Here is a 26627-nt window from a genome sequence, read left to right on the forward strand (position 1 = left end):
CTGTATATGAGGAGGTGACGGTAAACATCAAGTGAACGATAAAGGCCCGATCGGCCTTTAACAAAGCGGTCCGGACGCCGAAACGCTGGACATGCGGCCGGGGAGGTGGCACCTTTCCAACCATGATGCATTGGTGTTTCCGGATTCGTTCAAATTGAAAACGGCAGCCGAGGATTTTTCGGTCGTTCCCCCCTTCGAAATCCGGTCGGGCGCCGAACAGCGCGTCCCCTTCCTCTTCAACTCGCCGCATAGCGGTCGTCACTATCCGGACCGGTTCCTGGCCATGGCAAGGCTGGACCGAAACGCCATCCGCCGCTCCGAAGATTGCTATGTCGACGAATTGTTCGGCGGCGCCGTCGCGCTCGGCGCGCCGATGCTGGCGGCAAACTTCCCGCGCGCCTATCTCGACGTCAACCGGGAGCCGTGGGAACTCGATCCGCGGATGTTCGCCGAACCCGTGCCGTCGTTCTGCAACATCCGCTCGGCGCGCGTAGCCGGCGGGCTTGGCACCGTGCCCAAGCTGGTGGGAGAGGGGCTCGAAATCTATGCCGGCCGCTTGCCGCTGGCGGAAGCTGTCGCGCGCATCGAGGCTGTCTACAAGCCTTATCACGAGACGCTAAAACGGCTTTTGACCAGGACCCATGCGCGGTTCGGCTTTGCCGTGCTGATCGATTGCCACTCGATGCCGGCGAGCATCAGGGTCGGCGACAGCGGTGTCAGGCCCGACTTCATCGTCGGCGACCGTTTCGGCATCTCCGCCTCGGCAGCGTTGACCGAGACGGCGATCGGCCTGCTGATCGGCATGGGCTACACCGTCGCCCACAACAAACCCTATGCCGGAGGCTTCATCACCGAGCATTATGGCCGCCCCGTGCGCCATCTTCATGCACTGCAGATCGAGGTCAATCGCGGGCTTTACATGAACGAGCGGACGTTCCAGAAATCCGCCGGCTTCGATGCGCTCGCCGACGATCTGGCGCAATTCTCGGCCGACCTGATGGCGATGCCCGACCACAATTTTGTCGATCTGCCGCTTGCCGCCGAATGATGCCGAAAATCGGAAGCGATTTTTACGTGGGATTCTGCGCGTGCGGGTCGGGGACGCGCGATCGGCTGGATGCTGCGCTGAAAAAAAGACCGCATCGTTTGCACGACACGGTCGAAGTCTAGGGAGGAAACGCCCAAGGAGGGCATGGACAGGAAAGCCTGTCCGAGAACAAATCTATTGTGCGATGCACAAATGTCAAGCCGTCGACCGGCGTTTTTAATTCACTATGATGTGGAAACTGAATTCGAGGGCGCCAGCGTTGCATTCGAGCAACAGTTGACGATGCGCAAAAGTTCCGCACGCCCTTGTTTTGGCGGAAAACCACAGGCAAACGACTGTTCCAGCACCGTACAACGCGGGAGAATCAGTTGGACATCAGCATCGATTTCATGCGGCGCATTGCGCATGCCGCCGCAGCCGAAACCTTGCCGCGCTTCCGCAGCCAAGGCGCGGTCGCCAACAAGGAGCAAGGCAGCTTCGACCCGGTCACCGAGGCCGACCGCGAGGCCGAGCGGGTCATCCGGGCGCTTATATCAGCGGAATATCCCGATCATGGCATCCTCGGCGAGGAGCATGGCAGCGAGAACATTTCCAGCAGGCATGTCTGGGTGATCGATCCGATCGACGGCACCCGTGCCTTCATTTCCGGCCTGCCGGTGTGGGGAACATTGGTCGGGCTGACGGTCGACGGCGATGCCGTTGCCGGCATGATGTCGCAGCCCTTCACCGGCGAGCTTTTCTATGCCAACGCGTCCGGTGCCCATTATGAAGGCCCGGGCGGACCGCGAAGGCTGACGACACGCAAGACGGCAAGCCTCGCCGAGGCGACGCTGTTCACCACCACGCCGGCACTGTTCAAGGGAGACGCGCGCCTGCGCTACGACCAGTTCGAGCAGCAGGTCCAGCTCGCCCGCTACGGCACCGACTGCTATGCCTTCGCCATGGTCGCGGCGGGAAGCGTCGACATCGTCGCCGACCCCGGTTTAAAACCCTACGATATCGTCGCGCTGATCCCAATCATCGAGAAGGCCGGCGGCGTCGTCACCACCTTCGAAGGGGGACCGGCGGAAAGAGGCGGCGACATCCTGGCTGCGGCAACGCCGGAGCTTCATGCCGCCGCGATGGCGGCGCTGCGTGGCTGAACCGGCTGGGCAACTGGCCATTACGGACCAGGGTGCCCACGGGCGATGTAGCCCACGCTCCTGACAGGAGGATGTCAGCAGCTCTCCGCTATGCAGATGATGTCACGGGAGGGATTCACATGCCAACGCTATCAACAACCAGCCAATCCGAAGATGCGCCGGCAGAAAATGCTCCAGCAGACGGCCGGGCCGATTTCGATTTCTTCTTCGGACGCTGGAACGTCAGCCATCGAAGGTTGCAGAAGCGCCTGCAAGGCGACACGAACTGGGACGTGTTTGGCGGGACGTGCGAAGTGCGCCCGATCCTTGGCGGCCTCGGCAATGTCGACGACAATGTGATTGAATTGCCCGGCGGCGCCTATCGCGCCGCCACGCTGCGGACGTTCGATCCGGCGACGAGACAATGGTCGATCTGGTGGATCGACGGCCGCAACCCGGCGACCATCGATATTCCGATGCGCGGCACCTTCGAAGCAGCTGTCGGCACGTTCCTGTGCGAAGACGTCTTCGACGGACGCCATATCCAGGTTCGCTTCCTATGGTCGCGGATCACTGAAAAATCGGCGCGCTGGGAGCAGGCTTTTTCACCGGATGGCGGCAAGACCTGGGAGACCAACTGGATCATGGATTTCGCCCGGCAGGGATAGGCCGACGATCGAGGTTGGCAGGCATTTTTCAAGCCAAGGGGCATGGACTTCAATGACTTGGAGCGCTCTTGGAGCGTCCGGAGGGAGTGCGGCACTCAATCAGGCCGTGTCGTCGCTTCCCGGGATGAAGGCATCGAAGGCGGCAAAGAACTGCTCGCGATAGAAGTCGGCTTCCTGCAATATTTCATGGCGTGCGCCATCGATCACCAGCAGCGAACCGAGGCGGAGACGTCTAGTGTAGGTTTCCACCGCCTTGGTCGAGACGACCTGGTCGGCACCGGCGGCGATCACCAGCAAGGGTACCTGGATCCTGGCCATGAAGTCGGGATCGCTGATGGCCTCGGAGGCCTGCGCCGCCGCTTTCAGCCAGCGTATCGTCGGGCCGCCGAGCGCCAGTTGCGGGTAGGTTTCGTAGATCAGCGTGTTGCGTCGATACCGCTCTGGATCTGATGTCACCATGTTGGCGGCAAACGGAATGATTCTTCTGGGCCGCGGACCCCAGGCGGCATAAAGCTTGCCAAGGCCCAGCAGACAGAACAGCGAGCACAGGCGGCGAACGGTGGTTGTCGAGACCGGCAGGTCGGGAACGGCCAGGAATGGCGCGATCAGCACCATGCGCCGTACGCGGTTCACCATCGACGGTGCGGCAAGCAGCGTAATCACCGCCCCGGCCGAATGGGCCAAGATATAATACGGCCCCCGGCAGTCGGGCAGCACGATCTCCTCGAAGAACTGTTCCAGGTCGCCGGTATAGTCGAAGAAGCTCCGGACATAGCCGCGCTCGCGGTCGCTGATCAGCCGGTCGGAACCGCCCTGGCCGCGCCAGTCGAGGGTGGCGACGCCGAAGCCGCGATCGGCAAGGTTGCGGATGGTCTCGAAATATTTTTCGATGCACTCGTTGCGGCCGGTCAAGACGACCACGGTGCCCTTCATCGGGCGGGCAACGGCGGGAAAGAGGCCGTAGCGGATCTTCTTGCCATCGCGCGTCGTAAAGAAACCACCGGCCGCATTTTCCGGTAGCGGATTGCCCGGAATTTCGCGGAAGAGGGGAATTTCGTTGAGGAGGTCCGTCATTCGGCGCTGCGTTTGTGTGTCGCTGCCTGCATGGCGCAAGCTTTGGTAGGCATAGACGCCCATGCAGCAAAAGCAAAGGAATTCCGGACGCGTTGGAAAGGCTGAACGAGGCAGCCAGCGAGTGAGGCCGAAAGCAGCTTGCGGCATGCTTCCGGCCCCCCGTCGATCCGGGAGGAAGGGACGTTACACCCGGTCGGCCCCGTTGCGGCATCTCGCACGTGACCCCGAAAATCGGACCCGATTTTCGCTGTGAATCATGCGCAATCAAAGTGTTACAGCGTCCTTTGCGTGTCCGAGAGGACGCGCGACGCCGTAACCGCCGCCTGTTCCTTGATCCTGGAAGCAGTCTAGCTCCGCTTAGCTGAACGCCCGCCGAAGCCGCGGTTCATCTGCCGTTCATCGAAAATCTTGAAATGCTTTCACGTGTTCCCCAAATGTCTGCTGCGGCCGCCAATGTCGGGGCCGCTGGCCTATTCGGAACGCCGTCACGGGTTTCGCACCGGCCACACGCAAACCTTGTTGCTCAACAGGAGAACACACTATGCGTCACGTTGATTTTTCCCCGCTCTATCGTTCGACCGTCGGTTTCGACCGGCTGTTCACCATGCTCGATTCGCTTGCGCAGCCCGAAAGCGCGCAGACCTATCCGCCCTACAACATCGAGCGCACCGGCGAGGATGCTTATCGCATCTCGATGGCGGTGGCCGGCTTCTCGGACGACGAGCTCTCGATCGAAGCTCACCGCAATGTGCTGACCGTCAAGGGTGAGCGCAAGGAAGAGGGTAATGGCGAAGGCTCCGAACTGCTCTATCGCGGTATCGCGTCACGCGCCTTCGAGCGCCGCTTCCAGCTTGCCGATCACGTCGACGTCGTCGGCGCCACGCTTAAGAATGGCCTGCTCTTCGTCGACCTCAAGCGGAACATTCCCGAGGAGCTGAAGCCCCGCAAGATCGCGATCACCGCGGCTTCGGCGAAGGCCAAGCAGATCGAGGCCAAGACCGCTGCTTGACCTCAGCAACTAAAAGCCCATCTCCTCCTAGACGAGAGCGGCGCCGAAAGGCGCCGCTTTTTGTTTGCCTGTGCCATCCAGGACCACAGGTCCTGGCTCTTTCGTGGCAAGCGGCGCTGCGTCATCCTGCGGCCTGAGCCATCTCGATCGCCGAGACCATCAAGGACGCGATGTCTGATTTTTCTTTGACGCTGACAGGCACAATCGCCACCACCTTCCTGCTGGCCGGTATCGTCAAGGGCGTCACCGGCATGGGGTTGCCGACGCTGGTGATGGGGCTGCTGGGTACGATCATGCCACCGGTCGCCGCCGCCTCGCTGCTTGTTGTTCCGTCCTTCGCGACCAATGTCTGGCAGTTGTTCGCCGGCCCGAGTTTTGCGTCGATCCTGCGCCGGCTGTGGCTGATGATGATGGGCATCTTGATCGGCACCGTGGCGGGCTCATGGCTGCTGGCCAGTGACAACGTCAAGTGGACGACCGCCGGTCTTGGTGCCGCTTTGATCGCGTATGGCGCCTACACCTTGCTGGCCCCGCCAATTGACCGTCCCGGTGCCAGCCGAGGGCTGGTCGTCACCCGCAGTCGGTTTCATCACCGGCATTGTCACGGGCGGCACGGGGGTCTTCGTGGTTCCCGCCGTCCCCTATATCCAGGCATTGGGACTGGGCAAGGATGACCTGATCCAGGCGCTCGGTCTTTCCTTTACCGTGTCGACCATTGCGCTAGCGGTCGGCCTAGCCTCGCATGGGGCGTTCCAGCTTGAGCATATCGCGATGTCTTCGCTGGCCGTTGCTCCAGCCTTGCTTGGCATGTGGCTCGGGCAGGTCCTCAGGCAACGGATCAACCCAAAAACCTTCCGGCGCTGGTTTCTGATTTTTCTGATCCTGCTCGGCTTCGAGCTTCTGGTGCGGCCCTTCCTGGCTTAGCCCTGAACGGACTACGCGCCGATCAAGGCCTCGAATTGCGCTATGTCCTCATCCGTGGTCGCGAAGCTGGTGACGAAGCGATGGATAGCCTCATTCTCGCTGAGATGGCCGTCGAAACCGTGCGGTACTCCCCATTCGTAGAATTTGGCGCCGGCGGCCTGCAACCGTTCGGCATTGTTGCGGCTGAGGATTGCGAAGACTTCATTGGCCTGGGGAAGCCAGGCGAGCCGGGCCGAAGCAGAATCCTCAATTGCTGCCGCCAGCCGAGCCGACATGGCGTTGGCGTGTCGCGCGGTTTCCAGCCACAGATTGTTGGCGAAATAGGCTTCGAACTGGGCCGAGATGAAGCGCGACTTGGAAAAGTTCTGGGCGGCGCGCTGGCGCAGCAGGCGCAAATCATGCCCCAGGTCTTGATTAAGAACCACGACTGCGTCGGCCATCCAGCAGCCGTTCTTGGTGCCGCCAAAGGAGACGATGTCGACGCCGCTCTTCCAGGTCATTTCCGCCACACTGGTGTCTATCGCGGCAATCGCGTTGGCGAAGCGCGCGCCGTCCATATGCAGAGGCAACCCGTGACGGTGGCTCACTTCGGAGATGGCTGTGATCTCGGCGACGGTGTAGACGGTGCCGACTTCAGTCGCCTGCGTGATCGTGACCGCCATCGGTTGGCCGGCGGGAGCCAGGTCTTGGGAATAGCGCATGATGGCCCGGTCGAGCGCCTGCGGATTGATGCGCCCCAATGGACCCGGCACCGGCGACATGCGCGCCCCTCCGGTGTAGAAGCCCGCCGCGCCGAATTCATCGACGGTCATATGCGCTTCGGAATGGCAGAAGGCGACGCCGCCAATTCGGTTGCACGCGCTCATGGAGAGGGCGTTGGCCGCCGTACCGGTTGCGACGAAGAACACTGCAACCTCGCGTTCGAAAATTTCGCTGAAGCGCCGATAGATGGCGCGGTCCAGGTCGCTGTCGCCGTAAGCAGTGGCAGCACCTGCGGCATGCCGGGATAAATTGGCTGAGATGTCGGGATGGGCGCCTGCCCAATTGTCGGAAGCGAAATTCATGCGTTTGCCTGTGCTGGGAAAATCGATGCACCTTGGCCGCTTTCGCATGCCGCTCGCAAGTGCCAAGCGCCGGAAAAGCGGTAAAGCCAGTGAGAGCGGAGAACCGGCGATACGATCGAAGGTTGCGTTTTGGCGTAGCTGTGCGTAATTTTCTGTCGCGAACAGCCCAAGATTGTTGTGAATCGGTCTTGTGCGCATCCCCAATTTCTGTCATAAAAATTTAGGACAGTAGTGCTGTCTTATTTTGTCGCACAAAACAGGCTGGATTGGCGTATCATTGGGCCTCTCCGGCCGTTGCCGCGAGCGACAGGTAGACAGCCCGACTCTGGCCTGTACGATTGCCGGTGCGAACCAGGCCGCCTGGTTCGGCAAGGATTTCGCAAGACGTGCCGCAAGGATGAGAGGGAAGCCCAGGCGCTTCCCGACGGAAACCAGCGCCCTGAGGGGCGCGGAACGGAGGACAGGATGATGACGGAAATGACGCCATCTGCGACGAACGGCCCGGCCGCGCAGACGAATGCGCCAGCCGTCAAAAATCCGTCCCTGACCAAGATTGGGCGAACCCATACCGGCTTCGCCGCCCACGGCCTTTACGATCCCCGCAACGAGCACGATGCCTGCGGCGTCGGCTTCATCGTCAACATGAAAGGCGTGAAGTCGCATCAGATCGTCAAGGACGGCCTTGCGGTGCTCGAAAACCTGACGCATCGCGGCGCCGTCGGCGCCGATCCGCTGATGGGCGACGGCGCCGGCGTGCTGGTGCAGCTTCCCGACCGCTTCTTCCGCGAGGAGATGGCCAGCCAGGGCGTCGAACTGCCCAAGCCCGGCCATTACGCCGTCGGCCATGTGTTCATGCCGCGCGATCCTCAGCTTCAGGCGCATATCGAAGGCATCATCGCCGAGGTGGCGCAGCTTGAAGGCCAGCCGCTGCTCGGCTTTCGCGATGTGCCGGTCGACAATTCATTGCTGTCAAAGGCACCTGATATCGCTGCTTCCGAACCGGTCCAGCGGCAGGTGTTTTTGGGTCGTGGCGCCGAGATCGAGAGCGACGATGATTACGAGCGGCGGCTCTACATCCTGCGCAAAGTCATTTCCGGTCGTATCCATGAAGAGACCAAGGGCGTCGACAATGGCTTCTACGTCGTGTCGATGTCATCGCGGACCATCGTCTACAAGGGCATGTTCCTGGCCTATCAGGTCGGCGCCTATTACAAGGATCTGACCGATCCGCGTTTCGAGACGGCGCTGATCCTCGTCCACCAGCGTTTCTCGACCAACACCTTCCCGTCGTGGAAGCTGGCGCATCCTTATCGCATGGTCGCCCATAATGGCGAGATCAATACGCTGCGCGGCAACGTCAACTGGATGGCGGCGCGGCAGGCCTCGGTCGATTCCGAATTGTTCGGCAACGACATCTCCAAGCTGTGGCCGATCTCCTATGAGGGGCAGTCGGACACCGCATGTTTCGACAACGCGCTCGAATTCCTGACGCAGGGCGGCTACTCGCTCGCCCATGCGATGATGATGCTGATCCCGGAAGCCTGGGCCGGCAACAAGTTGATGGATCAGGATCGCAAGGCCTTTTACGAATACCACGCCGCTCTGATGGAGCCGTGGGACGGACCGGCCGCAGTAGCTTTTACCGACGGCCGCCAGATCGGCGCTACGCTCGACCGCAACGGGCTGCGCCCGGCGCGCTACATCGTCACCGACGACGATCGCGTCATCATGGCTTCGGAAGCCGGCGTGCTGCCGGTGCCCGAGGAAAGGATTGTCAAGAAGTGGCGGCTGCAGCCCGGCCGCATGCTGTTGATCGACCTGGAGAAGGGCCGCATCGTTTCCGATGAGGAGATCAAGTCGGAGATCGCGACCAGGCATCCCTACAAGAGTTGGCTCGCCAACACCCAACTCATCCTTGAAGACCTGAAGCCGGTCGAGCCGCGCGCGCTGCGCAGGGACGTCAGCCTGCTCGATCGCCAGCAGGCGTTCGGCTACACCCAGGAAGACACCAAGCTGTTGATGTCGCCGATGGCAACCACCGGCCAGGAAGCGGTCGGCTCGATGGGCACCGACACGCCGATTTCGGCGATGTCGGACAGATCGAAGCTGCTCTACACCTATTTCAAGCAGAACTTCGCCCAGGTCACCAACCCGCCGATCGACCCGATCCGCGAGGAACTGGTGATGAGCCTGGTGTCCTTCATCGGGCCGAGGCCCAACATCTTCGACCTCGTCGGCAATTCGCGTCGCAAGCGGCTCGAAGTGCGCCAGCCGATCCTGACCAATGGCGATCTGGAGAAGATCCGCTCCATCGGTCACACCGAGGACCGTTTCGACACCAAGACGATCGACATCACCTATGCTTCGAACGAAGGCGCGGCCGGCATGCAGGGCGCCATCGACCGGCTGTGCGAGCGCGCTGAAGCGGCGGTCGCCGGCGGCTACAACATCATCATCCTGTCCGACCGTCAGCTCGGGCCGGACCGCATCGCCATTCCGGCACTTCTGGCCACGGCGGCGGTCCACCATCATCTGATCCGCAAGGGATTGCGCACGTCGGTGGGGCTCGTCGTCGAGTCCGGCGAGCCGCGTGAGGTGCATCATTTCTGCTGCCTTGCCGGCTACGGCGCCGAGGCGATCAACCCCTATCTCGCCTTCGACACGCTGCTCGACATGCACAAGCGCGGCGAGCTGCCGGCCGAGGTCGACGCCTACGAGGTCGTCTCCCGCTACATCAAGTCGATCGGCAAGGGCATTCTCAAGGTGATGTCGAAGATGGGCATCTCGACCTACCAGTCCTATTGCGGCGCGCAGATCTTCGACGCGATCGGGCTGAAGACCGATTTCGTGCAGAAGTATTTCACCGGCACCGCGACGCTGATCGAAGGCGTCGGGCTGGAAGAGATCGCGGCCGAGACGGTCAGCCGCCACGCCGACGGCTTCGGCAACGACCCGGTGCTGCGCAACAGTCTCGAGGTCGGCGGCGAATACATGTTCCGCATGCGCGGCGAAGCGCATATCTGGTCACCCGATGCCGTGGCCACCCTCCAGCACGCCGTGCGCCAAGGATCGTGGGAGACGTTCAAGGACTATTCCGCTCAGATCGACAGCGAGGCGGCGCGGGCGCAGAGCATTCGCGGCCTGTTCAAGATCAGGTTCGCCGAAGAAACCGGCCGCAAGAAGGTCGCGCTCGACGAGGTCATGTCGGCGGCCGATATCGTCAAGCGGTTCTCGACCGGTGCGATGTCCTTCGGCTCGATTTCCAGGGAAGCGCACACCACGCTGGCGCGCGCCATGAACACGATCGGCGGCAAGTCGAACACCGGCGAGGGCGGCGAAGAGGCCGACCGCTACCTGCCGCTGCCGGGCGGCGGCAAGAACCCCGAGCGGTCGGCGATCAAGCAGGTCGCTTCCGGGCGGTTCGGCGTGACGGCGGAATATCTGGTGAATTCCGATGTGATGCAGATCAAGGTCGCGCAAGGCGCAAAGCCCGGCGAGGGCGGTCAGCTGCCCGGCCACAAGGTCGATGCCACCATTGCCAAGGTCAGGCATTCGACGCCCGGCGTCGGCCTGATCTCGCCGCCGCCGCACCACGACATCTATTCGATCGAGGATCTGGCGCAGCTGATCTTCGATCTCAAGAACGTCAATCCGGCGGCTGATGTCTCGGTCAAGCTGGTGTCCGAAGTCGGCGTCGGCACGGTTGCGGCCGGCGTCGCCAAGGCGCGCGCCGATCACATCACCATTTCCGGCTATGACGGCGGCACCGGCGCATCGCCGCTGACCTCGCTCAAGCACGCCGGCAGCCCGTGGGAAATGGGCCTTGCCGAGACGCACCAGACGCTGGTGCTCAACGGCCTCAGGTCGCGCGTTGCGTTGCAGGTCGATGGCGGCCTGCGCACCGGTCGTGACGTCGTCATCGGTGCATTGCTTGGCGCCGACGAATTCGGCTTCTCGACCGCGCCGCTTATCGCGGCCGGCTGCATCATGATGCGCAAGTGCCATCTCAACACCTGCCCGGTCGGCGTAGCGACGCAGGATCCGGTGTTGCGCAAGCGTTTCAAGGGCACGCCGGAACACGTCATCAACTTCTTCTTCTATGTGGCGGAAGAGGTGCGGGCGCTGCTCGCCGAGATGGGCTACACCCATCTTGACCAGATCATCGGCGACACCGAACTCTTGGAGAAGCGGGCGCTGATCCAGCACTGGAAGGCGCGGGGGCTCGATTTCAGCAAGATGTTCTTCAAGCCGGATGCCCCGCATGAGGCGGTGCACTGGACCGAGCGGCAGAAGCATCCGATCGACGACGTGCTCGACCGCAGGCTGATCGAGTTGGCCAAGCCGGCGCTCGAGGCCAGGCAGCCGGTCAGCATCGAGCTGCCGATCCGCAATGTCGACCGTTCCACCGGCGCCATGCTGTCCGGTGAAGTGGCAAAGCGCTTCAAGCACAAGGGCCTGCGTGAGGACACGATCTCGGTGAAGCTCACCGGCACCGCCGGCCAGTCCTTTGGCGCCTTCCTGGCGCGGGGGGTTTCGTTCGAACTGATTGGCGCCGGCAACGACTATGTCGGCAAGGGCCTGTCGGGTGGACGCATCGTCATCCGCCCACCGGAGAACACGAAGATCGTCGCAGCGGAGTCGATTATCGTCGGCAACACGGTGCTCTACGGCGCGACCGAGGGCGAGGCCTATTTCTGCGGCGTCGCCGGCGAGCGTTTTGCAGTTCGCAATTCGGGCGTGGCCGCCGTCGTCGAAGGCGTTGGCGACCATGGCTGCGAGTACATGACCGGCGGCATTGTCGTCGTCATCGGCCAGACCGGCCGCAACTTCGCCGCCGGCATGTCGGGCGGCGTCGCCTATGTGCTCGACGAGGAAGGTGATTTCGCCGAGCGCTGCAACATGGCGATGGTCGAACTGGAACCCGTTCCCGAAGAAGACGACCTGATGGAGAAACTGCTCCATCATGGCGGCGACCTCGACCACAAAGGCCGCGTCGACGTGTCCGGCGACATGACCAGCCATGACGAGGAGCGGCTCTATCAGCTGATCTCGAACCACGTCCATTACACGGGTTCGGTGCGCGGCCGCGAGATCCTCGACAACTGGGCGACTTTCCGGCCGAAATTCCGGAAGATCATGCCGGTCGAATACCGCCGCGCGCTGATCGAAATGGAACGCATGCGCATGAGCGTGGCGGCGGAATAGGCTTTGGGAGTTGCCGGGAAGCCAGGCTTCCCGTCGGCGCCTTCATCAACAATCCTGGCCTCGGACTGAAGGTTGCCATGGCTGCCTTATGAGGTTAACGGGTGCGTCGTCGAGCGCGCCATCTGGACAGCAGGGACTGGACTATGGGCAAGGTAACAGGGTTTCTCGAGATCGACCGCCAGGTGCACAAGTACCAGCCGGCTTCCGACCGCATCCGGCATTTTCGCGAGTTCACGCTGCCGATGTCGGATAAGGAGGTCGAGAAACAGGCCGCGCGCTGTATGGATTGCGGCATTCCGTACTGCCACGGGCCGACCGGCTGCCCGGTCCACAACCAGATCCCGGACTGGAACGACCTCGTCTACAATGGCGACTGGGACAATGCGATCCGCAACCTGCACTCGACCAACAATTTCCCGGAATTCACCGGCCGCATCTGTCCGGCACCTTGCGAGGAAGCCTGCACGCTGAACCTTGAGGACATTCCGGTCGCCATCAAGACGATCGAGCAGGCGATCGCCGACAAGGCCTATGAAACCGGTCATATCCGGCCCTACCCGCCGGAAAAGAAGACCGGCAGGCGCGTCGCCGTCATTGGCTCGGGGCCGGCCGGCATGGCCGCCGCCCAGCAGCTTGGCCGCGCCGGCCACGACGTCCACGTCTTTGAGCGCGAGAGCCGGCCGGGCGGGCTGATGCGCTACGGCATCCCTGACTTCAAGATCGAGAAGCACTATATCGACCGCCGGATCGAGCAGATGCAAGGCGAGGGCGTGAGCTTCCATTGCGGCGTCAATGTCGGCGTCGACAAACCGGTAGCGGAGCTGCTCGCCGAATACGATGCGGTGCTCTATTGCGGCGGTTCGGAAACGCCGCGCCCGGCCAACATTCCCGGCGACGATCTCGACGGCGTGCATGACGCGATGCCCTATCTGGTGCAGCAGAACAAGCGCATCGGCGGCGAGCCGATCCAGTCGGTGGCGTGGCCCTCACCGCCGATCGTCGCCGGCGGCCAGCATGTCGTCGTCGTCGGCGGCGGCGACACCGCATCCGACTGCGTCGGCACCGCCTTCCGCCAGGGCGCCGTTCGTGTCACCCAGCTCGACATCCGGCCGCAGCCGCCGGAAAAGGAAGACAAGCTTTCGGTCTGGCCCTACTGGGCAACGAAGATGCGCACCTCGTCCTCGCAGGCGGAAGGCGCCGAGCGCGAGTTCCAGGTGGCGACGCTCGAATTCATCGGCGAGGACGGCGCGTTGACCGGCGTCAAATGCTGCGAGGTCGATGAAAAGCGCAAGCCGATCGCCGGCACGGATTTCGTCATCCGCGCGGATCTCGCCTTCATCGCCATCGGCTTTGCCGGGCCGGCTACCGTCGGCCCCGTGTCGGAGCTGGCTGGCCAGATGAAGGTCGCCATCGACAGCCGCCGCTCGAACAACGTCGAGGCCAATGACCGCGACTACAAGACCAGCGTCGAAAAGCTCTATGCGGCGGGCGATGTGCGCCGCGGTCAATCGCTGGTCGTCTGGGCGATCCGCGAGGGCCGTCAGGCAGCGCGTTCGATCGACGAGACGCTGATGGGATCGAGCGTGCTGCCGCGCTGAGACTGTCTCGATCGCTACTCCTGCGGCTATCTGAAGGCGCTTTCTGCCCTTCCGGTGCCCGGGGCAGGTTTACGGAGTGATCGCCGTGGTCGTTTCGGGTGCCGCCGCCGCCGCAGGCTGCTTCCTTGGCGGCCAGGAAAAATCGTCGGCGCGGCCGGGCGAAGCAGCTGATGCCTTGCCCTCGACGACGAGTTTTTCGCCGGGCCCGTCCGCCTTTGCCGGCGCTGCGGCGCCGAGAAGTTCCGAGCCGCCGTCGAGTGCCGGATCGTTGAGCAGCATCGGCACGGTGCGATCGACGGCCATGGGTGTCGGCGCCGGCGCCCCGACGGGAGCGCCGGCTGGCGCATAAGCTGCCAGTGTGCCAGGGGGAGCGGTCATTCCAAGGATCTTCATCAAGGGTTTTTCGGCATAGAAGGCGAGCTTGCGTTTGCCGGCTTTCGAGACATAGATGCCGTCGTCGGTGCGCAGGCGCACCGGCTGGCCGTTGATATCAGGCCCGCTGGTGACAAAGGCGCCGTCCTCGTCGACGAAACCGTCCCAGATGTCGATGAATTCGCCGCCGTGACTTTCGGCCGTCGAGCGGTAGATGTCGTTGAAAGCCAGCATGTCGGAGGTCATCTTCGGCGCCTTGAAGGCCGGCACGCCGACCCACAGATATGGCACCTTGGCCGACGCAATGGCCTTGCCGAACGATTCGGTGCGGCGCTCGTATTCCTTGGTCCAGGCTTCGGACCGCGGCTGTTCGCGTTCACCGTTCACGCGCATTTGCTGCCGATCGTTGGAGCCCAGCATGACGATCACGGCCGCGGGCTTTTCGGTCTCGATCAGCGACTTGATCTGTTCGGGCCAGTTGTAGAAATCGTCACGCACGAAACCCGACGAACCGTTGCTGCGGACGACGATCCTGACCTTGGTGTTTTCGGCAAAGGCGGTGTCGAGACCTTCGGCGAGGCCGCTCGCCATGAAATCGCCGACCACCAGAACGGTGCGGGCATCCGGCGCCTTCTCGACAATCGGGGTTGCCGGCTCAGCCGGCCGGCGCGGCGCGGCGCGGGGCTTTCTTGCTTTTGGCTTCCGTGGCCCGATCCTCTGAATCCGTCGCGGCTGAATCAGTCGCGGCGGTTCCACCCGCTCGCTTCGGCGCAGAAACAACAAGTCGCGCAGCGACCAGCCACGCCTTTGTTCTTCCTGCGCCATGGCCGGCGCCTGAAAGACGGCGGCAGTGCTGACGGCCAGAACGGCAATAGCCAGAATCAGGATCGGCACGCGACGAAGGATCACACGGATACGCGCAGCCGAAACCAATTACCGTCTCCATCCCTTAAGAGCGCCGGACCCTCAAATCCAACCGTGCCGCCGCTCTATCTTTTTTTGAGCATCGGATTCCCCAAAACCGGTTTGGGTCCGATGCTCCAGGTCAGCCCCTATGCGAGGCTAGTTCTGCCTGAGCCATTTGAGCACTTCCATGCTCGGATGTCCGTCCTGGGTCAAGCCAGCCTTCGCCTGGAAGGCCATGATGGCGGCTTTCGATCCCTCGCCGATCTTGCCGTCGAACTTGCCGTCATAGTAGCCGTACTGGGAAAGCCGCTGCTGAAGCTCTTGCCTCTCCTCGAAGGAGAGCTTCGTGAAAGGCCGCTTCCAGTCCTGCACAAGCCCACCATAGCCGGCGATTCCGTCGGCAAGAAGGCCAACAGCAACCGCGTATTTGTCGGCATTGTTGTACCGCTTGATGACCGAAAAATTCTTGATCATCAGGAAAGCCGGGCCGCCGCGGCCGCCTGGCACCTTCAGCGTGGCCTTCTCCGCGCTATTCTTGAACGGCTTGCCGTTGACACGCGTGACACCCAGCGCTTGCCATTGCGATAGTGACTTCGATCCGGCCGGGAACTTCTTTCCGTCGGGAAGGCTGACTTCATAGCCCCAGGTCTTGCCGGCCTGCCAGCCGTTCTTCTTGAGCAGATTGGCGGCCGTTGCCAATGCATCGGGAATCGAATTCCAGATGTCGCGCTTGCCATCGCCGTCCATATCGACCGCATAGGCCTGATAGCTGGTGGGAATGAATTGGGTATGGCCCATGGCGCCGGCCCATGAGCCGCTGAGGTGGCTTTTGTCGATGTCGCCCCTTTGCAGGATTTTCAGCGCCGCGATCAACTGAGTGCGGGCAAACTTCGATCGTCTCGAATCGGCATAGCCAAGTGTTGCCAGCGAACGCACGACATTGCGCATGACATCGTCGCGCTTGAGGATTTCGCCGTAATTCGATTCCATCGACCAGATGGCCAGCAGGATGTGACGGTCGACGCCGTATCTTGCCTCGATCCTGTCTAGCCACGGCTTCCACTTCCTTGCCATCTGCTGGCCAACAGCGACCGACTGGTCGTGGACGCGGTTGTCGAAATAGTCCCAGGCGGGCGCGGTGAATTCGGGTTGATAACGCGCTTTTTCCAGCACGACCGGGTCGGCATCGCTGATGCCCTCGAATGCCCGGTCGTAAACGGCGCCGGAAACGCCGCTCCGCACCGCGGTGGCGCGGAAACTCGCCACCCATTGCCGGAAACCGGCGTCGGCAAAAGCCGATCCGGTGGGCAACAGCAAGGCAAGCGACAGGCTGGCGGCCGCAACGAAGCTTGTGAAGCGCGTTGCGGCGTTGCGAACGGTCATCTTTTCCTCCTTCTTCATCACAGGAAGATCATTCATCGCCGAACCCGGTTAGCATTTAGTTTACCATAGGTGCCGTTGGGAACGAAAAGGCGGGTTGGTGCTTTACGGACTACAAATTTTTTTCTGACCAGCCGTTCCATAATCCTAGATTCCGGCACGAAAATGTCTCGAGGCGGGATTGCCGAACAGGCTTAGAAGCGGATAATTGACAGCATGAAGAGAGTTCGCAAGGCAGTTTTCCCGGTCGCCGGTCTCGGCACGCGTTTTCTCCCGGCCACCAAGGCCATACCCAAGGAAATGCTGACGGTCGTCGACAGGCCAGTCATCCAGTATGTGGTCGACGAGGCACGCGAAGCCGGCATCGAGCATTTCATCTTCGTGACCGGCCGCAACAAGGCGGTCATCGAGGACCATTTCGACGTCCAGTTCGAACTCTATGACACGCTCGCCCAGCGCGGCAAGGACGACGAGCTCGCCCGCCTGCAGCGGCTGCAACCCTCGCCGGGGCAGACCAGCTTCACGCGCCAGCAGGTACCGCTTGGCCTCGGCCATGCCGTCTGGTGCGCCCGCGAGCTGGTCGGCGACGAGCCCTTCGCGCTGCTTTTGCCTGACATGATCATGCAGTCGGAAAAAAGCTGCATGAAGGAGATGGTCGAGCTTTATGCCGAGACCGGCAACAACATCGTCGCGGTTCAGGAATGCGACCCCGCCGAGGCCCATAAATATGGCATCGTCGGCCGTGGCGAGGATACGCATCACGGTTTCCGCATCACCGGCATGGTGGAGAAGCCGAAGGCCGGCACGGCGCCCTCCAACCTATACATCAACGGGCGCTACATCCTGCAGCCGGAGATATTTGGGATTCTCGAGGGCCAGGAGAAGGGCGCCGGCAACGAGATCCAACTCACCGATGCGATGCTGAAGCTGGAGAAGCAACAGCCCTTCTACGGCTGCCACTACCAGGGGCGCACCTTTGATTGCGGATCGCCGGAAGGCTTTGTCGAGGCCAACGTCGCCTTCGCGCTGTGGCGCAGCGACATAAACGGCCGAATGGCGGGCGTTATCCGCAAGCTTCTCGACGAGATGAAACCGTCAGAGCAACGGGGCGCGGCGTTCTAATTTAGGTATATCGATAGTCAGCCGGCCGGGGAACGGCGGTTTTCCTGCGCTTCCGGCACTCGCATACCTCGATGTAGGCTGCGTTCAGGTGATCGAAGCCATCATTCTCGCCACCGCCTGACCCGAAAACTCGAGATACCCCAAACCTTTAACGGCTGCCTTACGGCTGCAGCTTCACCCCGACGAAGATGCTGTGGGCGGTGTAGTCGCGGCCCTCCAGGTTGCTGGTCTGTTTTTCAGTTCTGGCGCGGGTGGTCAGTCCGGCATACCGGTTCAGCCACCATGTCAGTCCGGCCTCGGCGCTCAGTATCAGATCATGGCCGTCGGACCCGACGTAGTCGCGCCAGCCCACGCCGAGAGCTGCGTTCCCGATCAGGTTGGCACGGATTTCGCGCTCGCCCGTCAGGAGGCCGGAGTAAAGGATGTCGCCGCTTTCGTCGGGGGTTGTCGTGCCCTCGACGGTCGTTTGTCCGATGAGGCCGATCGTGGTGCCGCGTTCCGGCGACCATCTGAGGTCGGCGTTCACCGTGGCACCCGAAATTGCCGGCAGCCGGTCGTCGTCGATCGCCTCCCGCAGCCAGCCGGCCGAGAATTCGCCGGCAAGCTTCTCGCCGAGGTCGAGCTCGGCGCCGGCCCGAACCCCAAGCCCCGTCGAGGATCGTTCGAACCCATTGGCGTCGACGCGCAAATCATAGACCCGGCGGCCGATTTCGACTTCGGTGAAGGGGGTGATAGCGGGGGAAATCTCGTAGCCGGTGCGCAAGGTGGCGGTATAGAGCGTCGAGTCACGGTCTTTCTGCGACAGCGTTCCGCCCGTCGAAAGCTTGGCGTCGCCGTAGATGTCGTGTTCGACTGCGCCGGTCAGGGCGAAGCGCATCTTGCCGGCATCCTTCTCGACCGCGAGGCTGCCGTTAATGCTCTGGCGCACCGGCTGCTCGACGGTGCCTTCGATGACGACCGGCGACGAAGCCGATTCCGGCGCCGCCTCGTAACCAAGGCTGGCGATAGCGCGCAGATCGTTGTCGAGGTCGACATTGAGCGTGCCGTCGACACGGCCCCGTGCCTCCTGAACCTCGTCGCCCGATATGGTCTTGAGAAAGATGCCATAGCCGTCGATGACAGCCGAATTCTCCCGCCAGTCGGAGATGGCATTGAAGCGCAGCGCCGTTTCGGACAGCAGGGCCGGTTTGCCTTCGGTGCTTGAATCGGCATTCGACGACGCCGTCAGGCCTTGCTCGAGCGTCGGCCTGATCACGAAGGAGCCGAGTTTGATGCCGGTGGCGGCGAACGGGTCGTCCTCGGCACTCTCGTCCTGACCTTCGATAGCTTCGGCGCGCTCGGCGCCCGGATCGAGCTGCTGCCTGTCGGCGGAATCAATGGTCACGGCACGGGGATTGGTGGCGTCCTGGTCAGTTTCGCCGGTGTCCGTGTCATCCGTCGTGGCTGCAGTCGCGGCGGCGGCCTCGGCGGCCAAGTCTTGATCGTTCGCGCGTTGCGTTTCGCTCGATGGCCGGCGCGGCGGGATTGGAGCGGGCGTGTCCGCAAACGCATCATCGGTGGCTTCCAGCGGATCAAAAATGCTGCCGGTCGCGGGTGCCGTGTCGTCGTCCTGCACGGCGCCCGGGCTGGCCGGCTGATAGGTCGGCGCCGGTGCATTGCCCTGGATGGCTGCGTCGGCCCGTGCCGTCTGATCCTGGGCGCTGGCCATGCTCAATTGCCTGGTTTCGCGCTGCTGGTCGTCCAGAATCGCTGATTCCGAAACCTCGCCGCGCAGCTCGGCTACCTGGGCATAGGGCTGCGCAGGCCGCAGCAAGGCGAAGACGCTGGTCGCCAACAGCAAGGCGTAGACCGCCTTGCCGTTTCGCCTTCCTTTCTTTTCATGCTGGGCCCCGGACATTGCCACCACTGCTTGCGCGGCGCCCGCGCGCCATACTTACCGAACCGTAAATAGGGATGGTTAATGGAGGGTTGAGGCGGCGTTGGTTTAAAGCCCCGCTGGATGGCAATTCCGTTGGACAGGCGCGCAGCAAAGCGCTAATCGCATCAGCCATGCATGCGGGATCCCAAGACAAGAAGCGGTTCGACGGGCAAGCTTCGATCGCCTCGGCGCTCAGAACGGTAGCGACCGAGCAGGCCGGTGTCGCGGCGCTGGCGGCCGCGCTCGAAAACGGATTGACCGAACCGTTCGCGCGCGCCGTCGACATGGTGTCGCAGATCGAGGGCCGCGTCATCGTCACCGGCGTCGGCAAGAGCGGCCATATCGGCTCAAAGATCGCCGCGACGCTCGCCTCGACCGGCACGCCGGCTTTCTTCGTCCATCCTGCCGAAGCCAATCACGGCGACCTCGGCATGATCGCCAGGGACGATGCCATCATCGCCATGTCGTGGTCGGGCGAGAGCCGGGAACTCAAGGGCATCATCGCCTATTCCAGGCGCTTCTCGATTCCGCTGATCGCGGTCACCGCCGGAGAGCGATCGGCGCTGGCGCGCGCGGCCGATGTGGTGCTTTTGCTGCCGCGTGCGCCGGAAGCCTGCCCGCATGGCTTGGCGCCGACGACATCGACGCTGCTGCAACTGGTGATCGGCGATGCGCTGGCCATCGCGTTGCTCGAAGCGCGCGGCTTCACGCCGGATCATTTCCGCACCTTCCATCCCGGCGGGCAACTTGGCGCCAATCTGACGCAGATCCGCGACATCATGCATGTCGGCGACAGGCTGCCGCTGGTGCCTTCCGGCACTGGAATGCGCGAAGCGATCCTCGAATTGTCGCGCAAGGGGTTTGGCTGCGTGGCAATAACCGCTGCGGATGGTGCGCTGATCGGCATCGTCACCGACGGCGATATCAGGCGCCACATCGGCAGCAATCTTCTGGCGATGAGTGTCGATCAGGTCATGACCAAGGAGCCGAAGACGGCCGGTCCAGATACGCTGGTGGCGACGGCGCTGCAGACGATCAACAATTCGGCCATCTCCAGCCTGATGGTTGTCGAGGGCGGACGGCCGGTCGGACTTGTCCATCTGCACGATCTGCTGCGCATCGGCGCGGCCTGAGAGCCCGTTTGGAAACTCTACTCTGGCGGCCATCTGATGGCGTTTTCTGCGCTTCCGGCCTTCGCCGGCCGAAGCACTTATGAGCGGTCGTGGCAGTTAAAGCTACGGCCGGCGTAGGCCGGTGCTCACGGACCAGCGCATGACCCCGGAAACCGATTTCGGTTTCCCGGAAAGGATCATGCGCAAATGCAAAGTGTTAGAGCGTCCTTTGCGCGTCCAATTGGACGCGCAGCGCTCTAATGTCCGCTGCGCGCCGGTTCTCGAAACCACCACCATATGACTCGCCAGAGCGAATTTCGAAACAGTCTCTGACAGAGGCTCAGGCCTGTTTGAAAAGTCGCCCGCCGAGATCGGTGGGATCGGTCCTAGACCGCCTCGACCGTCAGTTCCAGATCGGTATCGGCCGCGCCCGTCACGCGCACCTGCGTGCCGGGCGGCAGATCGGGGCCGGAGACGCGCCATAGCGTGTCGCCCAGCTTTATGCGGCCGCGGCCGTCCTTGATGGGCTCGGCCAGTGTCGCCATCCTGCCGATCATTTGTTCGCCGCGGCGGTTGAGCAGCGGCTGGTCTGTCGGGTCGTGACGCCCGCCCGCCAGTCTCTTGCCGACATAGGTTGAAACCAGCGACATCGCCAGGAAAGCGAGAACCTGGACCTGCCAAGTCCAAAAACCTGCGTCCCAGATGAGCAGGGAGACTGCACCGATCAGCAGCGCGGCGATGCCGATCCACAGCATGAAAATGCCCGGTGCGACGACCTCCATTACGAGGAGAAGGAAGCCGAGAACCATCCAGTTCCAAGGGCCGAGTTCGGAAATGATGCGGTCGAACATGGGACCGGCCTCAGCTCTCGCTCGGGCGAACTACGGGCGGGCGGGCGGCTTGCCGCGGCGTGCCGGCAGTGCCGTCGCCCCTAAAGACTTCCTTGGCGATCTCGCCGATGCCGCCGAGCGTGCCGATCAGCGACGAAGCTTCCATCGGCATCAGCACAACCTTGCTGTTTGTGGCGGAGCCGATCCTGGTCAGCGCTTCGGTGTATTTCAGCGCGACGAAGTAGTTGAGCGCCTGCACGTCGCCCTTGGAGATCGCTTCCGACACCACCTGCGTGGCGCGGGCCTCCGCCTCGGCGGAGCGTTCGCGCGCCTCGGCGTCGCGGAAGGCGGCTTCCTTGCGGCCCTCGGCTTCCAGGATCTGCGACTGCTTGAGGCCTTCGGCGTCAAGGATCTGCGCGCGCTTGTTGCGTTCGGCCATCATCTGGCGACCCATCGATTCGACGAGATTGGCCGGCGGGTTGATGTCCTTGATCTCGACACGAGTGATCTTGATGCCCCAGGGGTGCGCCGCCTCGTCGACGACGCGCAGCAGGCGTTCGTTGATGGCGTCGCGGTTCGACAAAAGCTCGTCGAGGTCCATCGAACCCATCACGGTACGGATGTTGGTCATCGTCAGGTTGAGGATGGCGTTCTCCAGCCCAGCGACCTGGTAGGCGGCCTGCGCGGCGTTGAGCACCTGGTAGAAGGCAACGCCGTCGACGGCGACGGTGGCGTTGTCGCGGGTGATGATCTCCTGGGTCGGGACATCGAGCACCTGCTCCATCATGTTCAACTTGGCGCCGATGCGATCGACGAACGGCACGATGATGTTGAGACCGGGGCTCAATGTCTTGGTATAGCGGCCAAAGCGTTCGACGGTATAATTGTAGCCTTGCGGGATTGTACGGATGCCTTTGAAAAGCACGAGCACGACAAGAGCGACAAGAACAAGAAGCGCGATATCGAAACCACTGAAATCCATTTGGCTCTCCCTCAGATGCCGAGCACATTGATGCGACGCGCGTCCACTGGACGCACAAAGTACGCTTTAACCTTTGTACCTGCGCATCGTGCTTTCCAAAAATCGAGTCCGATTTTCCGGCCGATGCAGTAGACGTTTCAACGCAACCGACTTCACCAAACACTTAAGTGTGTTTCAGAAATGTTACAATCAGGTGATCGCGGATTGTCGGTGCATAGACAGCCGGGCTTGCGGCGCTCGATTATGTCCGCTTCAGATCCAGCCCGACAGTTCGCGCCGCACCATCGCCTCGATCACCGCCATGCCCTCGGCACTGTCGTTGAGGCAGGGGATGTGTGCGAACTTCTCGCCGCCGGCATGATGGAAGGTCTCGGCCGCCTCTCTGCCGATCTCGTCCAGCGTCTCGATGCAGTCGACAGAAAAGCCCGGATTGACGATGGCGATCGATCTCACACCTTCTCCGGCTAATTTCTCGACCGTCTTGTCGGTGTAGGGCTGCAGCCATTCCTGCGCACCGAAGCGCGACTGGAATGTGGTGATCAGCCTCTTCTCATCCCAGCCGAGCTTTTCACGCAGCAGCCGGGTCGTCTCCAGGCAATGGGCCTGATAGGGGTCGCCCTTGTCGGAATAGGATTTCGGAATGCCGTGATAGGAGGCGATGACCACTTCCGGCTCGAAATCGAGGCTCGCCAGATGGCGCTCGATCGAACGGGCAAGCGCCTCGATATAAACCGGTTCGGCATAGTAGGGCGGCACGCTGCGGATTGCCGGGGCGCGGCGCATCTTCATCAGCGCGCGAAATAACTGGTCGTTGGCGGTCGCGGTGGTGGTCGCGGAATATTGCGGATAGAGCGGAAAAGACAGAATGCGGTCGCAGCCTTGCGAGACCAGCCTCTTGGCGACGCTCTCGGTCGAAGGTTTGCCGTAACGCATCGCCCAGTCGACGATAGCGTCGGGCAGGTCGCGCAGCGCCTCGGTCAGCTTTTCGCTCTGGGCGCGGGTGTAGGTGCGCAGCGGCGACTCGTTGCGCTGCCGGTTCCAGATCCTGGCATAGTTAGCGCCCGACTTCTTCGGCCGCGTGGTGAGAACCAGCCCGTAGAGGATCGGGTACCAGATCGCCTTGTTGAGCTCGATGATGCGCGGATCGGACAGGAATTCCCTGAGATAGCGCCACATCGGCCTAAACTCGGTGCCGTCGGGCGTGCCGAGATTAACCAGCATGACGCCGATCCTGCCCGCCCCGACCGGCGGCTGTCCTGCCGGCTGCGGGCCGAGGCCCTTCGCCGCCTCGGCCTTGGGATCGACAGGGTTGGAAAGCGTCATTAGGGATCTCCGGACACCGCGCGAAACTAGCGATGCCGCGCCGGTTTTCAATGCAGCGTCTGGCCGCACCTTATCTTACCTCGCCGGAAAGCAGAAAACCCGCCCGGTTCCCCGGACGGGTTTTCCAGCAACGACGGAAGAATTTAGTTTGCGGCCGGGATGGTCAAGGTTGCGCCGACGGGAAGGCGGCGCGGCTCATAGTCCTTGTTGGCGTCCGAGATCGTTTTCCACTTGGTGCCATCGCCATAGGCCTTCTCCGCCAGGTCCCAATAGGTATCGCCGGCAACGATCACATGGCTGCTTTCGGCCGGTGTTGCCTCGGCCGGCTTTGCCGGCTCGGCAGGCGCAGCCTCGGCTGGTTTGGCCGGTTCCGCCGCAGGAGCCGGTGCCGCAGGCGCCGTCTCGGCCGGTTTAGCCGGCTCGGCAGGTGCCGGCGCTGCCGGGGCGGGTTCCGCCGGGACGGCTGGCGGCGTCGTGGCGATATCGTCCGAACCGGTCGGCAGTTCGGGCATCGCGGGCTCCGCGGTTGCGGCTGGAGCCGTTTCTGCTGGTTTTGCCGGCTCGGCCGGAGCTGGCGCGGCTTCAGCCGGCTTGGCCGGTTCCTGGACCGGTTCCGCCGCGGCGGCCGTCGCGGTCTCGGTGATGCGGCCATCGAGCTTCGGCGTGTAGGGCCGATGCGCGCCGAGATAATCGGCGACCACCTGTTCGAGGCCCGGACCGTAATCATAGGCGTTCTTGGCCTTGTCGGCGAAGACCTTGTAGCCGTCGCCGCCCTGGCGCACATAGTTGTTGGTGGCGACCAGGTAATCCTTGTCCGGATTGATCGGCGTCCACGCGCCGCCTTGCATGACTTCGACCGACTTGACGCGCCCGGCATTCGGGGCGGCCGATTTGTCGAATGAATACTTCAGGCCGGCAACTTGCGGGAAGCGGCCGGCGCCGTCCTCGATCTGGCTGAGACCGTTCTCTAGCCCGGCAATCAGATCCTTGCCGGAAATCTGGAAGGTCGCCACTGTGTTCTGGAATGGCAGCACGTTCAGCACCTCGCCCATGGTGACGGTGCCCTGGTCGATCGAGGCGCGCAGACCGCCGCCATTCGTGATGACGATCTCGACACCCTGGTCCTTGACGCGGTCAAGGACGGCATCGGAGACGAGATTGCCCATCTCGCACTCGCGGGTGCGGCAGTTCTCGCGGCTGCCGTCGATCGCCTTGGTGGTTTCGGCGACCTCCTGGTTCTTCAACGCCTCGATCGGAGCGCCGAGCTCCTTGATGCGGGCAAGCACGGCGGGATCCGGCGTGATCGACTTGTCGAGGTAGATCGGGTCGCCGCTGGCTTGCTTGACGACGCCGTTGTCGTCGAACACGACCTTGAACTCGCCGAGATATTTCGAATAGGACGCTGCCTGGACGACCGGCACCTTATAGCCGTCCGGATTGTCGACCATCGTCGGGTAGGGGCCTTCAGCCTTGGGGTCGGTGTTGGACAAAAGCGAATGGCTGTGGCCGCCGACCACCACGTCGACACCCGGAATCTTGGCGATGACGTCGCGCTCGCGCTTGTAACCGATATGGGTAACCGCGATGATCTTGTTGACGCCTTCTCCCTTCAGCTTCTCGACCTCTAATGTGATCGACTTGACGTCGTCCTCGATCATGACGTTAGGGCCCGGCGAGGCGAGCTCCGGCGTGTCGTTGGTGACCGCGCCGACGACGCCGATCTTCTGGCCGCCGACCTCGATCACGATCGACGGTTTTACACGGTCACCGAGCTTGGATTGCGCGTCGGCCTTCACATTGGCGCCGAGCACCGGAAACTTGATCATGTCCAGGAACGGCGCCAGCGCCGCCTCGCCATCGTCGAACTCGTGATTGCCGACCGCCATGGCGTCGAATTTCATCTGGTTGAGGAATTCGCCTTCGGTCTTGCCCTTGTAGGTTATGTAGAAGAGCGATCCTTGGAAATTGTCGCCGGCGCTGAGCAGCAGCACGTTCTGGCCGTCGAGCTTCTTGCGCTCCTGGGCGATCGCCGTGATCAGCCGCGCCGCGCCGCCGATGCACTCGCCCTTGGTCTCCTCCTCGGCCGAGCAGGTCGATTCATATTTGTTGTTGCTTTCGATGCGGCTGTGCCAGTCGTTGATGTGCAGGATGTTCAGCGTGTAGTCGGCAAAGGACACGCCGGCCGACAGGCCGAGCGTGGACGCCGACAGGGCGGCAATGGCGGCGATCTTCTTCATCTTCGTCTCCCGGATGACCTGAGTACAGCGCCGCGCGTCATTTTGGACGCGCAAAGGACACTGTACCAATTTGCGCATGATCCTTTCCGAAAATCGATTCCGATTTGGGGTCATGCGCAGAGGTGTTTAACGCCTTTGCTTGACTGGAGCATAACAGCCAGCTTTTGCCCATATACACATCGCGTTTCAGCAAGCGGAATCGGGGACAGCTTTGCCGGCGCAAAAAGGACGGCGGCCTCAAGCCGCCGTCCTTTGCAAAAGCAATCAGTATGGGCTCAGGTGCGTCGCGTCAGCACGAAGTTCTGCCCGCTCGCGCTGGTGCAATTAAGTTGGGAGGTGGAGATCAACAAGCAGTTGAAGCTGATCGGCGTCTGGCGGATCAGCGAAGTGCCCTGGATCTCGACCGAGGTACCGCCGGTCATGGTGTAGCTGCCGTCGGCAAGTTTCTGGCCGGTGTCGGTCGCGACGGTGTTGAAGCTGCCGCCGGCGAAGGTCGACAGGCCCGTGCCTTGCGCGTCGATCCATGAGCCTTCGACCGGGCTCCGCGTGGCCAAGGGCGGCCCGCCCGGGCCGGCGGTGGTGCACGCCGCCGAGGCAGCAGATGCCGCGACAATGCCGGCCGAAAGCAATTTACGCGCAATCGTCATCATCAAAATCCTCTCCTCTCGCATCGGCCCGAAAATCGATCCGATTTTTCGGAAAGCACGATGCGTACATTTCAAGCGCTGGAGCGC

18 protein-coding genes and 1 pseudogene are annotated in these 26627 nt (G+C 62.5%); 9 read left to right on the forward strand and 10 right to left on the reverse strand.

Annotation, left to right across the window (positions count from 1 at the left end):
• The first annotated feature begins 91 nt into the window (after positions 1–91).
• The 3 genes from AC0L3L_RS25740 (at position 92) to AC0L3L_RS25750 (ending at position 2837) form a co-directional block, all read left to right on the forward strand.
• The gene (locus AC0L3L_RS25740; protein ID WP_473639714.1) at positions 92–1048 is read left to right on the forward strand and encodes an N-formylglutamate amidohydrolase; all 957 of its coding nucleotides are present in this window, start codon (positions 92–94) and stop codon (positions 1046–1048) included.
• Positions 1049–1416: 368 nt separating this feature from the next.
• Positions 1417–2190, forward strand: coding sequence for a histidinol-phosphatase (hisN, locus tag AC0L3L_RS25745; RefSeq protein WP_473639716.1), 774 nt, complete (start codon positions 1417–1419; stop codon positions 2188–2190).
• Between the two features lie 119 nt (positions 2191–2309).
• Positions 2310–2837, forward strand: a complete 528-nt coding sequence (locus tag AC0L3L_RS25750; RefSeq protein WP_473639717.1) for a DUF1579 family protein — start codon at positions 2310–2312, stop codon at positions 2835–2837.
• Between the two features lie 99 nt (positions 2838–2936).
• Here the strand turns inward: AC0L3L_RS25750 and AC0L3L_RS25755 are convergent, their stop codons facing one another.
• Complete coding sequence (locus tag AC0L3L_RS25755; protein WP_473639719.1) at positions 2937–3911, reverse strand: alpha/beta fold hydrolase; 975 nt, start codon at positions 3909–3911, stop codon at positions 2937–2939.
• A 541-nt stretch (positions 3912–4452) separates the two neighbouring features.
• Between AC0L3L_RS25755 and AC0L3L_RS25760 the strand changes: the two genes are divergently transcribed.
• Positions 4453–4920, forward strand: a complete 468-nt coding sequence (locus AC0L3L_RS25760) for an Hsp20 family protein (RefSeq protein ID WP_473639721.1) — start codon at positions 4453–4455, stop codon at positions 4918–4920.
• Between the two features lie 170 nt (positions 4921–5090).
• Positions 5091–5844, forward strand: a pseudogene (locus AC0L3L_RS25765) (sulfite exporter TauE/SafE family protein).
• Positions 5845–5855: 11 nt separating this feature from the next.
• On the opposite strand, the gene AC0L3L_RS25770 reads toward AC0L3L_RS25765, so the two are convergent.
• The gene (locus AC0L3L_RS25770) at positions 5856–6908 is read right to left on the reverse strand and encodes a threonine aldolase family protein (RefSeq protein WP_473639723.1); all 1053 of its coding nucleotides are present in this window, start codon (positions 6906–6908) and stop codon (positions 5856–5858) included.
• A 468-nt stretch (positions 6909–7376) separates the two neighbouring features.
• On the opposite strand from AC0L3L_RS25770, the gene gltB reads away from it, so the two are divergent.
• Positions 7377–12113 carry a glutamate synthase large subunit gene (gene gltB / locus AC0L3L_RS25775; protein WP_473639775.1) on the forward strand — a complete coding sequence of 1579 codons (4737 nt, stop codon included), beginning with the start codon at positions 7377–7379 and terminating at the stop codon, positions 12111–12113.
• Between the two features lie 143 nt (positions 12114–12256).
• Positions 12257–13711 carry a glutamate synthase subunit beta gene (locus AC0L3L_RS25780; RefSeq protein WP_473639725.1) on the forward strand — a complete coding sequence of 485 codons (1455 nt, stop codon included), beginning with the start codon at positions 12257–12259 and terminating at the stop codon, positions 13709–13711.
• A 69-nt stretch (positions 13712–13780) separates the two neighbouring features.
• Here AC0L3L_RS25780 and AC0L3L_RS25785 read toward each other — a convergent pair whose 3' ends face one another.
• Both AC0L3L_RS25785 and AC0L3L_RS25790 read right to left on the reverse strand, forming a co-directional pair.
• Positions 13781–15016 carry an SGNH/GDSL hydrolase family protein gene (locus AC0L3L_RS25785; protein ID WP_473486419.1) on the reverse strand — a complete coding sequence of 412 codons (1236 nt, stop codon included), beginning with the start codon at positions 15014–15016 and terminating at the stop codon, positions 13781–13783.
• A gap of 129 nt (positions 15017–15145) precedes the next feature.
• Positions 15146–16372 carry a lytic murein transglycosylase gene (locus tag AC0L3L_RS25790; protein ID WP_473486420.1) on the reverse strand — a complete coding sequence of 409 codons (1227 nt, stop codon included), beginning with the start codon at positions 16370–16372 and terminating at the stop codon, positions 15146–15148.
• A gap of 213 nt (positions 16373–16585) precedes the next feature.
• On the opposite strand from AC0L3L_RS25790, the gene galU reads away from it, so the two are divergent.
• Positions 16586–17491 (forward strand): UTP--glucose-1-phosphate uridylyltransferase GalU, encoded by a 906-nt coding sequence (gene galU, locus AC0L3L_RS25795; RefSeq protein WP_287211435.1) that lies wholly within the window; start codon positions 16586–16588, stop codon positions 17489–17491.
• A gap of 160 nt (positions 17492–17651) precedes the next feature.
• Here the strand turns inward: galU and AC0L3L_RS25800 are convergent, their stop codons facing one another.
• Positions 17652–19388, reverse strand: coding sequence for an outer membrane beta-barrel protein (locus AC0L3L_RS25800; protein ID WP_473639727.1), 1737 nt, complete (start codon positions 19386–19388; stop codon positions 17652–17654).
• A 152-nt stretch (positions 19389–19540) separates the two neighbouring features.
• On the opposite strand from AC0L3L_RS25800, the gene AC0L3L_RS25805 reads away from it, so the two are divergent.
• A complete protein-coding gene (locus AC0L3L_RS25805; protein ID WP_473486422.1) occupies positions 19541–20542 on the forward strand; it encodes a KpsF/GutQ family sugar-phosphate isomerase in 1002 nt (333 codons plus the stop codon).
• 365 nt (positions 20543–20907) lie between these two features.
• Here the strand turns inward: AC0L3L_RS25805 and AC0L3L_RS25810 are convergent, their stop codons facing one another.
• From AC0L3L_RS25810 to omp10, 5 genes are all read right to left on the reverse strand, one after another.
• Positions 20908–21372 (reverse strand): NfeD family protein, encoded by a 465-nt coding sequence (locus tag AC0L3L_RS25810; protein WP_473639729.1) that lies wholly within the window; start codon positions 21370–21372, stop codon positions 20908–20910.
• A 10-nt stretch (positions 21373–21382) separates the two neighbouring features.
• Complete coding sequence (locus AC0L3L_RS25815) at positions 21383–22333, reverse strand: SPFH domain-containing protein (RefSeq protein ID WP_473639730.1); 951 nt, start codon at positions 22331–22333, stop codon at positions 21383–21385.
• Positions 22334–22585: 252 nt separating this feature from the next.
• Positions 22586–23656 (reverse strand): ferrochelatase, encoded by a 1071-nt coding sequence (gene hemH / locus AC0L3L_RS25820; protein ID WP_473639732.1) that lies wholly within the window; start codon positions 23654–23656, stop codon positions 22586–22588.
• 143 nt (positions 23657–23799) lie between these two features.
• Positions 23800–25893 (reverse strand): 5'-nucleotidase C-terminal domain-containing protein, encoded by a 2094-nt coding sequence (locus AC0L3L_RS25825; RefSeq protein ID WP_473639734.1) that lies wholly within the window; start codon positions 25891–25893, stop codon positions 23800–23802.
• Positions 25894–26168: 275 nt separating this feature from the next.
• Positions 26169–26540, reverse strand: a complete 372-nt coding sequence (gene omp10, locus AC0L3L_RS25830) for an outer membrane lipoprotein Omp10 (protein WP_473527267.1) — start codon at positions 26538–26540, stop codon at positions 26169–26171.
• Positions 26541–26627: the final 87 nt, after the last annotated feature.

It is taken from the genome of Mesorhizobium sp. WSM4849, from assembly GCF_055811385.1.

Bases quoted from the DNA above. Each gene is read 5' to 3' on its own strand.
- AC0L3L_RS25800 (WP_473639727.1), bottom strand. From the start codon at position 19,388: ATGTCCGGGGCCCAGCATGAAAAGAAAGGAAGGCGAAACGGCAAGGCG.
- AC0L3L_RS25790 (WP_473486420.1), bottom strand. From the start codon at position 16,372: ATGACCGTTCGCAACGCCGCAACGCGCTTCACAAGCTTCGTTGCGGCC.
- AC0L3L_RS25810 (WP_473639729.1), bottom strand. From the start codon at position 21,372: ATGTTCGACCGCATCATTTCCGAACTCGGCCCTTGGAACTGGATGGTT.
- omp10 (WP_473527267.1), bottom strand. From the start codon at position 26,540: ATGACGATTGCGCGTAAATTGCTTTCGGCCGGCATTGTCGCGGCATCT.
- AC0L3L_RS25825 (WP_473639734.1), bottom strand. From the start codon at position 25,893: ATGAAGAAGATCGCCGCCATTGCCGCCCTGTCGGCGTCCACGCTCGGC.
- AC0L3L_RS25760 (WP_473639721.1), top strand. From the start codon at position 4,453: ATGCGTCACGTTGATTTTTCCCCGCTCTATCGTTCGACCGTCGGTTTC.
- AC0L3L_RS25770 (WP_473639723.1), bottom strand. From the start codon at position 6,908: ATGAATTTCGCTTCCGACAATTGGGCAGGCGCCCATCCCGACATCTCA.
- AC0L3L_RS25815 (WP_473639730.1), bottom strand. From the start codon at position 22,333: ATGGATTTCAGTGGTTTCGATATCGCGCTTCTTGTTCTTGTCGCTCTT.
- AC0L3L_RS25755 (WP_473639719.1), bottom strand. From the start codon at position 3,911: ATGACGGACCTCCTCAACGAAATTCCCCTCTTCCGCGAAATTCCGGGC.
- hemH (WP_473639732.1), bottom strand. From the start codon at position 23,656: ATGACGCTTTCCAACCCTGTCGATCCCAAGGCCGAGGCGGCGAAGGGC.
- AC0L3L_RS25740 (WP_473639714.1), top strand. From the start codon at position 92: ATGCGGCCGGGGAGGTGGCACCTTTCCAACCATGATGCATTGGTGTTT.
- galU (WP_287211435.1), top strand. From the start codon at position 16,586: ATGAAGAGAGTTCGCAAGGCAGTTTTCCCGGTCGCCGGTCTCGGCACG.
- AC0L3L_RS25780 (WP_473639725.1), top strand. From the start codon at position 12,257: ATGGGCAAGGTAACAGGGTTTCTCGAGATCGACCGCCAGGTGCACAAG.
- AC0L3L_RS25805 (WP_473486422.1), top strand. From the start codon at position 19,541: ATGCATGCGGGATCCCAAGACAAGAAGCGGTTCGACGGGCAAGCTTCG.
- AC0L3L_RS25750 (WP_473639717.1), top strand. From the start codon at position 2,310: ATGCCAACGCTATCAACAACCAGCCAATCCGAAGATGCGCCGGCAGAA.
- gltB (WP_473639775.1), top strand. From the start codon at position 7,377: ATGACGGAAATGACGCCATCTGCGACGAACGGCCCGGCCGCGCAGACG.